The organism is Microbacterium sp. IO18, assembly GCF_049099505.1.
GTDB lineage: Bacteria > Actinomycetota > Actinomycetes > Actinomycetales > Microbacteriaceae > Microbacterium > Microbacterium aurugineum.
Genome location: NZ_JBMJAF010000001.1, coordinates 2,161,007 through 2,175,631, shown reverse-complemented (window position 1 = coordinate 2,175,631; position 14,625 = coordinate 2,161,007). Strand labels below are relative to the sequence as shown.

Sequence of the window (14,625 nt, the reverse complement as noted above, 5' to 3'; positions counted from 1 at the left end):
ACATGTCCGAGTCCAAAAACCCTCGCTTCGCCCCGGTCGGCGGAGGCGGATAGCGTTGAGAGGTGACCCTCCTCGCCGTTCTGCTCTTCCTCAACGCCGCCTTCAACGCCGTCGTCTGGCCGCAGTTCTACAAGCGGGTCGCCAAGGATCCGCGGGCGCGGGACGAGAACGGCAAGGCCACGCCGTTCCTCACGGTGCACGTCGTCCTCATCGCGATCGCCCTCGCGCTCGCTCTCGCGTCGGTGATCGCCGGCATCGCGGCTCTCGGCGGCGCGCTCTAGACGCTCCGGGCCCCGGCACTCCGATCCGCGTCGCCGCCGACGACTCCATCTGACGCGGCTACGCCGGCTCCGTGCGGGGAGTGCCGCTCAGGATCAGGATGCGACGCAGGTGCATCGTGGTGAGCACCCCCGGCCCCATCGTGCGACGCACATCGACCGTGCGTTCGTCGATGACCTCCAGGAGGATACGGATCGCCCGTGCCGCGTCCTCACGTGCGCGGTGATCCTCACTCGATGACGCATCGCCCCGCGCGATCACGTCCGCCACCGCATGGCAGGCGGCGGAGAGAGGCTCGGGCAGTGCGGAGTCGAGGCTGATGCCCGCGGGTCGGTCCCAGATGGTGTCGGCGATCCCGTCGGCGATGTCGCGGATCAGGTGGGCGATGCGATCGAGCGCGGCGAGCTCCGCATAGCTCGCCTGAACGCGGGTGCGATGCCCGCGCGCGCGGGGGTTGCCCCGCCTGCTCTCCTCGGCCTCCGCCAGCGCTGCCCGGAGCTCGGCCGAGGTGTCGGCGAGCGACTCCGCGTCCTCCGCCCACTGCTCGTTCTCGGGCGGCCACGACGTGGAGACCGCCGAGCCGATGTCGTGCAGGTGCGTCGCCAACTGCTCCCGGAACGCGGCCAGCTGCCCCGCCGCGGCCACGGTGAGAGGCGCCGGGGCGATCGCCACGTTCACGACCAGCCCGATCACCACTCCGACCGCGGTCTGCGTCAGGTACCCGAGCGAGTAGTCGTCGGCGTTCTGCCCGCCGATGATCAGCACGAAGAGCGCTGCCATCGGCACGTACTCGCGTCCGGCCCCGAACCAGCCCGTTCCCGAGAGCAGCACCCCAATGGCGACGACGAGGGGGATCGTCCACCAGTTGGGTCCGACGGTCAGCACGACCACGGTGGCGAGTCCGATCCCGGTGGCGAGTCCCAGGAGCGTCTGCAGGCTCGACCTCGCGGATCCCATCAGGGTGGGGTACATGCTCACGAGCGCGCCGAGGGGGGCGTAGTACGGATACTCCTGCGTGACTCCGGGCATGTGTGGAGCGATCAGCCACGCGAGTGCCACCGCGAGGGCGGTCTTGGCCACCAGCAGCAGCCGCGCCGGACGGACCGCATCGTGCAGGGCGCGGGCGATTCCGACGCGTCGCGCGGGGAGTCGGGGTCGGCTCAAGGTCACGGCATCTTCTCCTCGGACGGCGGACACCGCGACAGTATGCGGTCGACGTCGTGCCCGCGACAGGCTTGCGTCGACGGGCACGTGCCGGTAGCGCGCGAAGACGCCGACCGCCCGAGGAGGGCGATCGGCGTCGACGGCGGGTGGTTCGCTAGGGGATCGCCCTCCGGAAGGCGAGGAACGAGACGCCCATCAGAACCACGGTGGCCACGAGGCCCCAGAGTGCGAGGCCGACGGCTCCGAGGTCGCCGAACCCTGCCCAGACCTGACCCCACAGCTCGAGCCGGGTCACGAGGTAGACCAGGCCGACGAGTACGAGCGCCAGCGTGATCCACACGATCGTCAGCACCATCAGGCCCCAGCTCTTGTAGATCGTGGCTCCCGTGAACCCGACCACGAAGAAGAACAGTGCGAGGGCGAAGTAGACGACGAACGCGCCGAGCGGGCCGGCCTCCCACAGCCACGGGAGGTAGAACAGCCAACCGTTCACGCCGTAGCCGTTCGTGGCGACCTCGATGCCCCCGCCGATCAGGAACAGGACGCCCATGAACGTGCTGGCGAGGACCGCCGTCAGCATCGTGCCGAAGAAGAACTCACGACGCGTGATGCTCATCGCCTGGGAGAACGGGAAGGTGAGCGTCATGGCCGAGAGGCCGATGGCGAAGAAGTACCAGAGGGGTGCCTGACCGCCGCCGCCGTACTTGGGGGAGTCGCCCGGGATCATCGCATAGATCAGCACCGAGATCAGGGTCGCTCCGGCGAGGATGATCAGCGGGACCCAGATGAAGGTCTGTCGATTGATCATCTGCAGGCGGATGACGTTGAGCGTGCGTCGCATCAGCGCACCTCCTCGTTCGTGGTGGCCGATCTCGGGGAGCCGGCCTCGGCCTTCTGGGTGAGACGCACGATCAGCTGCTGCAGCGAGACCGGGGCGAGGTCGAGTCCGGAGGCCGTGATCTCCGCGCGCTCCTCCGCCGACACGGTGCCGAGGACGGTGACGGAGGCCACGCGGCCCAGCGCCTCGCGGTGCAGCACTTCGCGGTCGCCGACCCAGGCGTCGACCTTCGCGGCATCGCCCACGACGGTCACGGCGCGGTCGCGCACGGCATCCGTGTCTTCGTGGAGGAGAATCTGTCCGTTGTCGATCACGATCACCTTCTCGATCAGGTTGGACACCTCATCGATCAAGTGGGACGAGAGGATGACGGTGCGCGGGTGCTCGGCGTAGTCCTCGACCAGACGGTCGTAGAAGATCTGCCGGGCGACGGCGTCGAGGCCGAGGTAGGGCTCGTCGAAGAAGGTGATCTCGGCGCGCGAGGCGAGTCCGATGATGACCCCGACGGCCGAGAGCTGACCGCGGGAGAGCTTCTTGATCGTCTGCTTCATCGGGAGTTGGAACTCTTGGATGAGCTCATCGGCGAGCGCCTGGTCCCAGTTCGGGAAGAACAGGCTCGCGGCCTTGAAAGCGTGCTTCGGATAGGCGTCGTCCGGGTACTTCTGGCTCTCGCGCACGAAGCAGATGCGGCTGAGCACGTGCGCGTTCTCGTAGGGGTGCTCGCCGAACACCGTGACGGTGCCGGAGGACTCGAAGTTCTGCGCCGTGAGGATCGACATGAGGGTCGTCTTGCCGGCGCCGTTGCGGCCGAGCAGACCGTAGATCGCGCCTCCCTCGATCGCGAGCGACACATTGTCGAGTGCTCGCTTCTCCTTGTAGCGCTTGCTGAGGTTCTGCACCTCGATGACGGTGGTCATGCGGGGGTCTTCCCTTCTGCGTCGGTGGTGTGTGCGGCGCGCTGCCGGAGCAGGTCCGCGAGGTCTTCCGCGCCGAGCCCGAGTGTGCGGGCTTCGGCGAGGAGCGGGTCGATGTAGCGGTCGGCGAAGGCGGCGCGGCGCTCGCCGAGGAGCAGCTCCCTGGCTCCTTCGGCGACGAACATGCCGATGCCTCGGCGCTTGTAGAGCACTCCCTTGTCGGTGAGCATGGCGACTCCCTTGGCTGCGGTGGCGGGGTTGATCCGGTAGAACGCGGCCAGTTCGTTCGTGGAAGGGGCCTGCGCCTCTTCGGCGAGCGAGCCGTCGACGATCGAGTCCTCGATCTGCTCGGCGATCTGGAGGAAGAGCGGCTTGCCTTCTTCGATCACGAGTCCTCCGCGTGGTTAGTGGGTTACTTACTCGACTAAGTAACCATAGAACCTCGATCGGTGTCAACCCCTTCGCCGACCGTGTCCGCGCGTACAGTGGGCTGGTGCCGGAGTTCCCTTACAGCCGCCTGCGCCGCTGGCCCGATGTCGAGGCGGACAACCTCCAGGCGCACGATGCCACGGATGAGCTGCTCGTCGACCGGGCGCGCGCCTTCGGTGCTCCGGGGTCCGAGACCGTGGTCATCGGTGACGGCTTCGGTGCGATCACCCTGGCACTGACGGACGCCGGGCTCGACGGTGTCCGGGTCCACCAGGACCTCGCGACGGGGCGCCGCGCACTGCAGCGGAACGCCGACGAGCTCGGGATCACGGGGTTCGTCTCGCACGAACTCGAACCCGCGCTGCTCGAAGGCGCGCGTCTCGTGGTGCTGCAGCTCCCGAAATCACTGGCGGAGCTCGAGGAGATCGCGGATGCCGTCGCACGCTGGGCCGCGCCCGACGTGGTCCTCGTGGCCGGCGGCCGGGTGAAGCACATGACACTCACCCAGAACGAGGTGCTGGGGCGGAGTTTCGCGCACGTGCAGGCGCAGCGCGCCGAGCGGAAGTCCCGGTTGATCGACGCGTCAGGACCCCTTCCCGTCCCCGCGGATCCGCCGTTCCCCGTGACGGCCCAGCACGACGGGCTGACCCTGGTCGCCCACGGTGGCGCGTTCGCGGGTGCTCGTCTCGACATCGGCACGCGGGTGCTGTGCGAAGTGCTCGGTCTGGGTGGTTCACAACTCAGGAAGAATGACGGGAATCAGACCCGAAACGGCCCGATAGGGGTGGGCGGCGAGGATTCTTCCGGAGTTGTGAACGCGACGGAGGGGCCACGCGTGCTCGATCTTGGTTGCGGTACCGGCGCGCTCGGCGTCGCGTTCGCCCTCGCACATCCGGAGGCACGGGTGACCGCGACCGACCGCTCGGCCGCAGCCGTGGCATCTGCGCGGGCGACGGCGTCCGCGAACGGGGTGGCCGACCGCGTCACGGTCATGCACGACGACGCAGGGTCCGAGCTGCCGGACGGCTCGTTCGACATCGTCCTGCTGAACCCGCCCTTCCACCTCGGCACGAGCATCCACACGGGCGCCGCCACCCGCCTCTTCGACGCCGCGGCCCGCGTGCTCCGGCCGGGTGGCGAGCTCTTCACGGTCTACAACTCTTCCCTCGGGTACCGCGCCGAACTGACGCGTCTGATCGGCGCCACCGAACAGCTCCGACGCACCCCGAAGTTCACCGTGACCCGCAGCGTCCGGGGCCGCTGAGCGCGCGTTTCGACCCTCGGCGAATGCCCGTTATGCGATCGTTGGATACCTGTGCAATCCCCCGGTCAGCGGAAGAAAAAGAACGTGGTCGCGCCGCCGGGATTTGCCCCTGATCGGCCATTTCGTTACGTTGGAACGTGGGCCTGACGGCCCGAAGACCAGTCCGCGATCACGTCCTTCTTTCGATGAGCTGTGCTGCGAAGAGGCGTGGGCGTACGGTCGATGCTCTATCGCGGTGGATCCGAAATCCACCGTCTGTGCCGCCACAGCAGACATGTCGAACGGCCTCGAGAGCATCACCCGGACGTAACCGAAGCAGGCTCAGCCACCCGAAGGCGAGCCGCAGGGGAAACGTGTCCGAAATCGCTCTCGAAGCGCGCAATCTATACAAGGTTTTCGGTAAGAATCCGAACACCGCCGTCCGTCGCCTGAAGGCTGGTGAGAGCCGAGCCGCCGTGACCGACGCCGGCACTGCAGCGGTCATCGACGCCAGCTTCACCGTCAACCGCGGGGAGATCTTCGTCATCATGGGCCTGTCCGGATCGGGCAAGTCCACCATCATCCGCATGCTCAACGGCCTGCATGATGTGACCGACGGCTCCGTCACGGTGAACGGTGACCCGATCACCGGAATCCCGGCCTCGAAGCTTCGCGAGATCCGTCGCGACCGCATCTCGATGGTCTTCCAGCACTTCGCCCTGCTGCCGCACCGCACGGTCGCGGCGAACGTCGCCTACCCTCTCGAGCTCAAGGGCACGCCCAAGGCCGAGCGCTTGGCCAAGGCGGAGGAGATCCTCGCCCTGGTCGGTCTCGAGGGCCAGGGCGACAAGCTTCCCTCCGAGCTGTCCGGGGGCATGCAGCAGCGCGTCGGCATCGCCCGCGCGCTCTCCGCCGACAGCGACATCCTGTTGATGGATGAGGCGTTCAGCGCGCTCGACCCGCTGATCCGCCGCGAGATGCAGGAGCAGCTGCTCGAACTGCAGCAGAAGCTCCAGAAGACGATCGTGTTCATCACGCACGACCTGAACGAGGCCATGTTCCTCGGGGACCGGATCGCCGTGATGCGCGACGGTCGCATCGTGCAGATCGGTACGCCCGAGGACATCCTGATGGACCCGGCGAACGACTACGTCGAGCAGTTCGTGCAGGACGTGGACCGTGCCCGCGTTCTCACCGCGGCCAACGTGATGGAGCGTCCGCGCCCCGTCGTGCCGCACACCGCAGGCCCCCGCACGGCCCTGCGCCAGATGCGTGATGCCTACATGTCGGCGACCTACGTGGTGGGTCGCGACCGGCAGCTGGTCGGCGTCGTGACCGACCGTGACGCGGTCAAGCTCGTCCGCCAGGGCGCGACCACCCTCGACTCCGTCGTCAAGCCGGTGCCGCAGAGCGTGCGCGAAGACGACGTGCTGATGAACCTGTTCGTGCCCGCCGTCGAGTCGCCGTTGCCGCTCGCGGTGACGGATACCGAAGGTCGACTGGTCGGCGTGATCCCCCGCGTGACCCTGCTCGCGGCGCTGGGCCCCGGTCCGGGCGCGACCGAGGAGATCACCCTCCCGATGATGCCCATGCCGCAGGCCGAGATCGATGCGGTGCTCGATGACGGGTGGACCGCTGAACCGGCGGATGCCCCGACGACGGAGGAGGTGCGCTGATGGACGGATTCCGCATTCCCATCGGGACCTGGATCGAATCGGTCGTCGACTGGATCAAGGACAACCTCGACGGACTGCTCGACGCGATCTCGTTCGTGATGAGGTTCCTCGTCGACGGGTTGACGACCATCCTCCTCACGCCGAGCTTCCCGGTCATCATCGTGATCGCCGCGCTCATCGCGTGGATCGTGCGGTCCTGGCAGCTCGCGCTCGGCACGATCGTGTCGTTCGGACTGATCGTCGGGATGGACCTCTGGGTTCCCGCGATGCAGACGCTCGCGCTCGTGCTCGTCGCGGCCGTGATCGCCGTGCTGATCGCCGTGCCGCTGGGCATCTGGTCGGCGCGCAACGCCACCGTGCGTGCGGTGCTCAAGCCCGTGCTCGACTTCATGCAGACCATGCCGGCGTTCGTTTACCTGATCCCCGCGATCGTGTTCTTCGGCATCGGCGTGGTGCCCGGCCTCGTGGCCACCGTGATCTTCGCACTGCCCCCGGGCGTGCGTCTGACCGAGCTCGGCATCCGCGGAGTCGACTCCGAGACCGTCGAGGCCGGACAGGCGTTCGGTGCGAAGCCGGGGCAGATCCTGCGCGGTATCCAGCTCCCGCTCGCGATGCCGACCATCATGGCCGGCGTCAACCAGGTCATCATGCTCGCCCTGTCGATGGCGGTCATCGCCGGAATGGCGGGCGCGGACGGACTCGGGAAGATGGTGGTCGAGGCGATCTCGACGATCAACATCCCGAAGGGCGTCGAGGCCGGTCTCGGCGTCGTGCTGATCGCGGTCTTCCTCGATCGCGTCACGGCGGCGCTGGGGGCACCCGGCGAGAACCGCTCCTCGCTGCTCAGCATGATCGAGCGACTCCGCACGCCGAACGGCGGAGGGAGCGGAACAGCATCCGCTCCCGCCTCCGAGAAGGACGCCGACCGGAAGGATGCAGCGGATCAGGCGGAGCGTGAGACGGTCGCTCCTCGACGCAGCGCTGTCGGCGGCGGCCCCCTCTGAGCACTATCCATAACTCCTACGGAACAACACCCATACGGAACTGAGAGAGAGAAATCACATGAAGAAGAAGATCCTTGCACTCACCGCAGTCGGCATCGCCGCATCGCTCACCCTCGCGGGGTGCAGCGGTGACGGTGCAGGCGGCACGGGCGGCGACAGCAACGCCGACGACAAGGGCACCATCACGCTGGGCTTCCTGCCCTCGTGGACCGATGGCCTCAGCACCGCGTACCTGCTGCAGGACCAGCTCGAGAAGATCGGCTACACGGTCGAGATGAAGACGCTGACCGAGGCGGGGCCGCTCTACACCGGCCTTGCGCAGGGTGACGTCGACATGTACCCCTCGGCCTGGCCCGAGCTGACGCACGCCTCTTACATGGAGGAGTACGGCGACGACATCGAGGACATCGGCACGTACTACGACAACGCCAAGCTCACGATCGCGGTGCCGGAGTACTCCGAGCTGAACTCGATCGAGGACCTCAAGGGCAAGGGTGCGGAGTTCGACGGCAAGATCATCGGCATCGAGCCGGGTGCGGGTCTCACCGCCCAGACCGAGAAGATGATCCCCGAGTACGGCCTCGACGGCGAGTACCAGCTCGTCACCTCGTCGACCGCGGCGATGCTCACCGAGCTGAAGACCGCGACCGACAAGCAGGAGGACCTCGTCGTCACGCTGTGGCGTCCGTTCTGGGCCAACGACGCCTTCGCCATGAAGGACCTCGAAGACCCGATGGGTGCCATGGGCGAGGCCGAGGGCCTGCACTTCCTGGGAACCAAGGGCTTCGCCGAGGAGTTCCCCGAGGCTGCGGAGCTGATCGGGAAGATCAAGCTCGACGACGCCCAGTACGGCGCGCTCGAAGACCTCGTGGTCAACGAGTACGGCGAGGGCAAGGAAGCCGACGCGGTCGACGCGTGGCTGAAGGAGTACGGCGACGAGTTCGATTGGACCGTCACCAGCTGACCTGATCCAGGTCGCACTTCCCCGTCAAGGGTTCGCTCCCGTCGCACTCTCTGTCGTCCCGGTCCGCCGGGCGGCAGGAGTGCGACGGGAGCTTTTGCGTTCGGGTGGGCCAGCAACGCTCACCCGCAGATGGATGCCACCCGCAGATGAACACTCACCCGCAGATGAACACTCACCCGCAGATGAAGGAGATCTCTTGATCTGAAGGACTCAGGGGTTCTGAGGGGCCTTCAAATCAAGAGATCTCCTTCATCTGGTGCGGGACCAGAGGGTCCGTCAGAGCGGGAGTACGATCGACGCGATCAAGCCACCGCCGGTACGCGCACGCAGACGTACGTCGCCCGAGTGGGTCTTCGCGATGCTCTGCACGATCGCGAGGCCCAAGCCGGTACCGTCGGGGCCGGCGGATGTGCGACTCGCGTCACCCCGGTAGAAGGGTTCGGTGAGCACGGCCAGCGTGGCCGGCGCGATCGGAGCGCCGGTGCTCTCGACGTCGATGACCGCACGCCCGCGCTCACGTCGGCAGCGCACCCACAGCTCGCCTCCGGGGACGTTGTGGCGGATGCCGTTCTCGAGGAGGTTGCGCACGGCGCGGGCGAGCAGCGTCGGATCACCCTCGACCGTGAGCGCGCGGAGGTTCGTGTGCATGACGATCCCCTCGGCGTCCAACTCCTCGACTTGATCCTCGATGAGTTCGCTGAGTTCGACCGGCTCGACCTCATCCAGGCCGGTGCGCGACCGGGCGAGTGCCAGCAGCGCGGTGATGAGTCGTTCGCTCTGCTCGGTGGCTCGCAGGGCGCGCTGCACGTTGGCTTGCAGTTCCGCCGGCACGGCACCCTGCTCGAGGGGGATCTCCAGGGCAGTCCTGGTCGTGGTCAGCGGAGTGCGCAGTTCGTGGGAGGCGTTCGCCACGAACCGGTCCTGCGCGGTGAACGCCGATTGCAGCCGATCGAGCATCCCGTCGATCGTGTCGCCCAGCTCCTTGATCTCATCGTCGGGTCCAGGGAGGTCGAGCCGTCGTCCGAGGTCGCGCTCGGAGATGTCGCGGGCCGCGGCCGTGACCTCGCCGATACGGTCCAGCGAGCGACGAGCGAGCCAGAACGCGATCGCGGCCGCGACCCCGGTGAAGCCGACGAGTACCACGACGGACCACAGCAGCAGCCCGCCGCCGACCTCGTCCGCGAGGAACGTCGACTGCTGCAGCACAGCACCCTCGACCGAATCGAGTGACGCCGGCTCCATCGGGGTGGTCATCGGGAACGCCGTGACGTCGACGGTCGCCGCGAAATACGTGCACCCGGTGCTGGTGGCCCCATAGATGGGTGTGCTTCCGTCGGTCGCGCTCGTCCCTTGCGAGAGTTGCGTGATCGACAGCGCCGGCACGCAGCTCGCCGCGGTGGTGTCGATGGCGGAGGCGAAAAGCTGTTGCACCACCAGATACTGCACGGCGAGCAGGGCGGCGCCCGCCGCGACGAAGACACCGGCGATGATGATCACCAGCCGGGTCCGGAAGCTCATGCGTCTCATATGGTCCCCACTCGGTAGCCGTGTCCTGCTGCGGACTGGATGAGCGCCGGCGATCCGAGTTTGCGGCGCAGCGTGTGCACCACGATCTTGACCACGCCGCGCGTGCGTTCGAGCGGCTCGTCCCATACCTCGTTGAGCAGATCGTCGGCGCTGACGTATCCCCCTTCCGCGGCGAGCAGCGTCTCGAGCACTCCGAATTCCTTGAGCGTGAGGCGGATCGGTGTCCCGTCGCGTTCCACGACGCGCCGCACGACGTCGAGGCGGACGCCGGCGAACTCCCACACCGCGTTCGACCGGGTGGGCTGCGCACGGCGGCCGAGCGCGCGGAGTCTGGCCAGCAGCTCGACATAGGCGAAGGGCTTGGCGAGGTAGTCGTCGGCGCCGAGGTCGAGACCCTCGACGCGGTCGTTGAGGGTTCCCGCAGCGGTGAGCATGAGGATGCGGGCGGGATACTCCTGCGCCACGAGTGTGCGGCACACGGCATCGCCGCTCAGCACGGGAAGGTCGCGGTCGAGGACGATCACGTCGACGTCGCTCCCCGCAGCGGCGGTCAGGGCGCTCGCACCGTCGCGTGCGACATCGACCAGGTATCCCTCACGGCGCAGACCGTCGGCGAGCGTGTCGGCCAGATCGACCTCGTCTTCCACCAGCAGCAATCGCATGGCGCCTCCCTCCTCCGAGGGTGCGCTCTCCGCGGTTAGTTTCCGGTTAGGTGCCGTCATACCCACAGCAAACCATCGCCTCCGTAGAACGGACTGCACGTCGTGGATGAGCTGCGACCGCGAGAAAGGAAATGTCATGTTCGATTCGAAAGCACACCGCTCCCTGGTGGTGATGCCCGCTGTCATCGCGCTCTTCGTGCTCTCCGCATGCAGTGCCCCCTCGGGAGACGACAAGGCGAAGGACGGCGCGAACGATGCGGCGGCTGCACGGTTCGTGACCTGCCTCACCGATGAGGGGCAGACGGCGAAGATCGTCGACGGCGGCCAGGTCGGCCTGCTGATGCCGGACGCGTCAGGAGAGGGCGGGCTGGGCGCGTTGAGCGACAGCACGACTTCGGTCGCTCCGGGGGAGGGCGAGGAGATGTCCATGACCATGATCGTCTCGGATGACGACGGCACGTGGCTCGCTGCGACGGCCGCGTCCGGCTACCCGGAGCAGGGCGGGCAACGCGCCGCATGGGAGAAGTGCACGGAGGAGGTGCCCGAGTTCGAGCAGCCGGAACCTGACCTGTCGGGAGAGGACGGCGCGCAGACGTACAGGATCTCTCCGGAACAGATCATCGAGGCGGGCCTCGCGTTCGCGGCCTGCGCCAGGGACAACGGCTTCACCGCCTTCGCGGACCCCGACGCCGACGGCATGCTCGAGCTTCCCGTCGGGATCACCGAGGACGAGGCGCGCACTCTCTTCGAGGCGTGCGCCGACTCTGTCGGAGATATGCCGCCGATGTTCACGCCGGAGAGCATCGAGTCCGTCGATTTCGACTTCTACGCCCTGGTCGGCGAGTTCTTCGACGGCGGTTTCTCGGCAGCGACCGTCCTGCCCTCCGGAGGGGACGAATGAGCCGCATGCTGACCAAGGTGTTCGTGCCGGTCGGGGTGCTGCTGGTCGCAGCCGCCGTGACAGTGGCGGTGATGCAACCCTGGAGCTCGGTGGCCGAGACCCCGGAGGGCGGCAAGAAGCCGATCACGGCCGAGGCCGAACTCACCACTCTCACCTCTGACCTCAGGCTCAACGGCAGCCTGAGCTACGGTGCATCCATCGCGCTACCCGGTCGAGGGGGCACCATCACCCGCCTCCCGGCCGCAGGCGACGTCGTCGGCGTCGGTCAGGCCGTTTACGAGGTCGACGGCAAGCCGGTGATCGCGATGCGCGGTGACCGTCCCTTCTGGCGTGATCTCGGCCCTGGTGTGGAGAACGGGCCCGACGTGCGTCAGCTCGAGCAGGCGCTCGCCGACCTCGGCTTCGGCAAGGACATGACAGTGGACGACGAGTTCACCAGGATCACCGCGGCAAACGTGAAGGCGTGGCAGAAGTCGCTCGGCGTGGCCCAGGACGGTGTCGTGAAGCTGGGCGATGTCGTCGCGATCACCGCCGCGTCGGTGCGTGTCGAGTCGATCACAGGGAAGCTCGGTGATCCTGCGGCGGCCAGCCCGCTCACGTATACGAGCACGAGCCTGCGCGTGGTGGCCACACTCACCGAGGCCCAGGCGCGCGAGATCCTGCCGGCGACGCCGGTGACCGTGATCCTTCCCGACGGCACCGAGGTCCCCGCGACGGTGGCCGCCGTCGATCCCGGCGGCCAACCGACCGGCAAAGAGGGCGAGACCACCCCGGCCATCGCGAACATCGAGCTCGAGGACCCCGCCGTCGCCGAGGGCATCGGCCTGCGTGCCGTCAAGGTCGTGTTCGCGACCTCCGAGGTGAAGGACGCACTCGTCGTTCCTGTCACCGCGCTCGTGGCGACGACCGACGGCGGCTACGCGGTCGACGTGCTGCGTAAGGGCGGCAAGGTCGAACGTGTCTCGGTGGAGGTCGGACTGATCGCCGACACCCGAGTGCAGGTGGTCGGTGGAGACCTTGTCGCCGGTGACGCCGTGGTGGTGGCGCAATGACGCCCGATACCGTCGTCGAACTTGTCGAGGTGATCAAGGAATACCCCGGCAACCCGCCGCTGCGCGTTCTGCACGGCATGAGTCTCGCGATCGAGAGCGGCGAGCTGGTGGCCGTCGTCGGCGCATCAGGATCGGGGAAGAGCACGATGCTCTCGATCATGGGGACGCTCGACGACCCCACCAGCGGTACCGTGCTGATCGACGGGACGGATGCTGCCCGGCTCGCCGAACACGAGCGTGCAGCTCTGCGCGCTCGCCGCATCGGCTTCGTGTTCCAGCAGTTCTTCCTTCTGCCGGCGCTCAGTGCGGTCGACAACGTGGCGCTCGGACTCTTGTACTCAGGGGTTCCCTCGGCGGAGCGCATGGTGCGGGCCGCGGCTGCGTTGGAGCGGGTCGGCCTCGGTTCGCGCATGAGGCACCGACCCGGTCAGCTGTCCGGAGGAGAGCAGCAGCGCGTCGCCATCGCGAGGGCGATCGTCGGGAACCCGTCAGTGCTGTTCGCCGACGAGCCGACCGGCGCGCTCGACTCGAACACGGGCGAGCACATCCTCGAGCTGCTCACATCGATCGCCGACTCCGGCACGGCGGTCGTGATCATCACGCACGACCCGAACATCGCCGAGCGCACGCAACGACAGGTCAGAATCAACGACGGACGCATCGTGGGCGACACGGGCTCGCCGGAGAGGGAAGAGGTCGCAGCATGAGGCGCACCCGCGAGAGGATGCCGCGGCTCAGCGCTGCGGACAGCATCCGCACGGCACTCATCGGACCCCGCAGCCGCAAGATGCGCACGGCCCTGTCGGCGCTCGGCGTTGCCGTGGGCATCGCGGCACTCACCGCCATCACCGGCATCGCCGCTTCCAACCAGGCCGAGCTGCTGGCCAAGCTCGACGCGCTGGGGGCCAACATGATCGTGGTGCAGCCGGGGTACGGACCGGACAACAAGCCGGTCGCTCTGCCCGAGACGGCCGCCGGGATGATCGAGCGGGTGACGGGCGTCGAACAGGTGGGCGTGCTCGAGAAGGTGCCGGACGGTACCGGCGTGTACCGCAACGACCTCGTGCCGAAGAGCCAGGGCAATGGGCTGACCGCGTATGCGGCGAGTCCCGACTTCCTGTCGTCAGTGGAAGGCTCGGTCGCGAAGGGATCGTGGTTCGACGAGACCGACCGCTCGCTGCCGGTGACAGTGCTCGGGTCTGCGGCAGCCGCACGCATGGGCATCACGGAACCGGGTGTGCGGGTGTGGATCGGGGAGCAGTGGTACACGGTGATCGGGATACTCGATTCGGCCGGCCTCGCCGAGTCGATCGATGCGAGCGCGTTCCTCGGCGACCATTGGGCGGCCGAGCATGTGTCGGCGGACGGGGACGACACCATTGCGTCGATCTATGTGCGCATGGCCGACGGCGGCACGGGCGAGAAGGTTCGCGAGGCGATCGGTCGCGCCGCGAATCCGTCCTCCCCGTATGTGCAGGTGACCGGACTCGGCGAGCTGGCCGGGGCGCGGGACACCGCGGATGACTCTCTGTCCGGCCTCGCGGTCGGTCTCGCGGCGATCGCTCTGTTGGTCGGAGGGATCGGCATCGCGAACACCATGGTGGTGGCGGTGCTGGAGCGGCGCGGCGAGATCGGACTCCGACGGGCGCTCGGCGCTCGTTCGGGGCAGATCGCGGGTCAGTTCGTGGCGGAGGCGATCGTGCTGGGCGGCCTGGGAGGCATCGCCGGGGCGCTGTGCGGGGCCCTCGGCGTCTTCGCCTACGCCACGATCCAAGGCCAGGCGGTGACGATCCCCGTGGTCGTGCTGGTCGGTGGGCCGGTGGTGGCGCTCGTGGTCGGCGTGATCGCGGGGCTGTACCCCGCGATCAGTGCCGCGCGGCTCTCGCCCACCTCGGCGTTGCGCACGGTCTGAGCGCACCGAGGCCGCTCCGGCCGACGCCCACACGCAGATGAAGGAGATCTCTTGATCTGA

The 14,625-nt window shown here is 67.8% G+C and carries 15 protein-coding genes; 9 read left to right on the top strand and 6 right to left on the bottom strand.

The window, feature by feature from the left end; translation table 11 throughout:
* The first annotated feature begins 62 nt into the window (after positions 1–62).
* On the top strand, positions 63–281 hold the full coding sequence (locus ACLF6J_RS10375; protein ID WP_134352660.1) for an SCO4848 family membrane protein: 219 nt from the start codon (positions 63–65) through the stop codon (positions 279–281).
* A 58-nt stretch (positions 282–339) separates the two neighbouring features.
* Here ACLF6J_RS10375 and ACLF6J_RS10370 read toward each other — a convergent pair whose 3' ends face one another.
* The 4 genes from ACLF6J_RS10370 to ACLF6J_RS10355 all read right to left on the bottom strand — a co-directional run bounded on the left by ACLF6J_RS10370 (position 340) and on the right by ACLF6J_RS10355 (position 3,584).
* Positions 340–1,449 carry an FUSC family protein gene (locus tag ACLF6J_RS10370; protein ID WP_134352661.1) on the bottom strand — a complete coding sequence of 370 codons (1,110 nt, stop codon included), beginning with the start codon at positions 1,447–1,449 and terminating at the stop codon, positions 340–342.
* A gap of 148 nt (positions 1,450–1,597) precedes the next feature.
* Complete coding sequence (locus ACLF6J_RS10365) at positions 1,598–2,284, bottom strand: hypothetical protein (protein WP_134352662.1); 687 nt, start codon at positions 2,282–2,284, stop codon at positions 1,598–1,600.
* Positions 2,284–3,198, bottom strand: coding sequence for an ABC transporter ATP-binding protein (locus ACLF6J_RS10360; RefSeq protein WP_134352663.1), 915 nt, complete (start codon positions 3,196–3,198; stop codon positions 2,284–2,286). The genes ACLF6J_RS10365 and ACLF6J_RS10360 overlap by 1 nt, the downstream gene beginning before the upstream one ends.
* Positions 3,195–3,584, bottom strand: coding sequence for a GntR family transcriptional regulator (locus ACLF6J_RS10355; RefSeq protein WP_134352664.1), 390 nt, complete (start codon positions 3,582–3,584; stop codon positions 3,195–3,197). The genes ACLF6J_RS10360 and ACLF6J_RS10355 overlap by 4 nt, the downstream gene beginning before the upstream one ends.
* A 104-nt stretch (positions 3,585–3,688) precedes the next feature.
* On the opposite strand from ACLF6J_RS10355, the gene ACLF6J_RS10350 reads away from it, so the two are divergent.
* The 4 genes from ACLF6J_RS10350 (at position 3,689) to ACLF6J_RS10335 (ending at position 8,511) form a co-directional block, all read left to right on the top strand.
* Complete coding sequence (locus tag ACLF6J_RS10350; protein ID WP_208526496.1) at positions 3,689–4,888, top strand: class I SAM-dependent methyltransferase; 1,200 nt, start codon at positions 3,689–3,691, stop codon at positions 4,886–4,888.
* 353 nt (positions 4,889–5,241) lie between these two features.
* Positions 5,242–6,543 (top strand): quaternary amine ABC transporter ATP-binding protein, encoded by a 1,302-nt coding sequence (locus ACLF6J_RS10345; RefSeq protein ID WP_047523880.1) that lies wholly within the window; start codon positions 5,242–5,244, stop codon positions 6,541–6,543.
* A complete protein-coding gene (locus ACLF6J_RS10340; RefSeq protein WP_047523881.1) occupies positions 6,543–7,547 on the top strand; it encodes an ABC transporter permease in 1,005 nt (334 codons plus the stop codon). The genes ACLF6J_RS10345 and ACLF6J_RS10340 overlap by 1 nt, the downstream gene beginning before the upstream one ends.
* Before the next feature lie 58 nt (positions 7,548–7,605).
* The gene (locus ACLF6J_RS10335) at positions 7,606–8,511 is read left to right on the top strand and encodes a glycine betaine ABC transporter substrate-binding protein (RefSeq protein WP_134352665.1); all 906 of its coding nucleotides are present in this window, start codon (positions 7,606–7,608) and stop codon (positions 8,509–8,511) included.
* A gap of 276 nt (positions 8,512–8,787) precedes the next feature.
* Here the strand turns inward: ACLF6J_RS10335 and ACLF6J_RS10330 are convergent, their stop codons facing one another.
* Positions 8,788–10,029 carry a sensor histidine kinase gene (locus ACLF6J_RS10330; protein WP_166804678.1) on the bottom strand — a complete coding sequence of 414 codons (1,242 nt, stop codon included), beginning with the start codon at positions 10,027–10,029 and terminating at the stop codon, positions 8,788–8,790.
* Between the two features lie 5 nt (positions 10,030–10,034).
* Positions 10,035–10,700, bottom strand: coding sequence for a response regulator transcription factor (locus ACLF6J_RS10325; RefSeq protein WP_134352667.1), 666 nt, complete (start codon positions 10,698–10,700; stop codon positions 10,035–10,037).
* A gap of 136 nt (positions 10,701–10,836) precedes the next feature.
* On the opposite strand from ACLF6J_RS10325, the gene ACLF6J_RS10320 reads away from it, so the two are divergent.
* The 4 genes from ACLF6J_RS10320 to ACLF6J_RS10305 are packed head-to-tail and all read left to right on the top strand — an operon-like array spanning position 10,837 to position 14,565.
* Complete coding sequence (locus ACLF6J_RS10320) at positions 10,837–11,601, top strand: hypothetical protein (RefSeq protein WP_134352668.1); 765 nt, start codon at positions 10,837–10,839, stop codon at positions 11,599–11,601.
* The gene (locus ACLF6J_RS10315) at positions 11,598–12,653 is read left to right on the top strand and encodes a peptidoglycan-binding protein (protein WP_134352669.1); all 1,056 of its coding nucleotides are present in this window, start codon (positions 11,598–11,600) and stop codon (positions 12,651–12,653) included. The genes ACLF6J_RS10320 and ACLF6J_RS10315 overlap by 4 nt, the downstream gene beginning before the upstream one ends.
* Positions 12,650–13,360: an ABC transporter ATP-binding protein gene (locus ACLF6J_RS10310; RefSeq protein ID WP_134352670.1), complete on the top strand. Its 711-nt coding sequence runs from the start codon at positions 12,650–12,652 to the stop codon at positions 13,358–13,360. Before ACLF6J_RS10315 ends, ACLF6J_RS10310 begins: the two co-directional genes overlap by 4 nt.
* Positions 13,357–14,565: an ABC transporter permease gene (locus tag ACLF6J_RS10305; RefSeq protein ID WP_134352671.1), complete on the top strand. Its 1,209-nt coding sequence runs from the start codon at positions 13,357–13,359 to the stop codon at positions 14,563–14,565. The genes ACLF6J_RS10310 and ACLF6J_RS10305 overlap by 4 nt, the downstream gene beginning before the upstream one ends.
* The last annotated feature ends 60 nt before the right edge of the window (positions 14,566–14,625 follow it).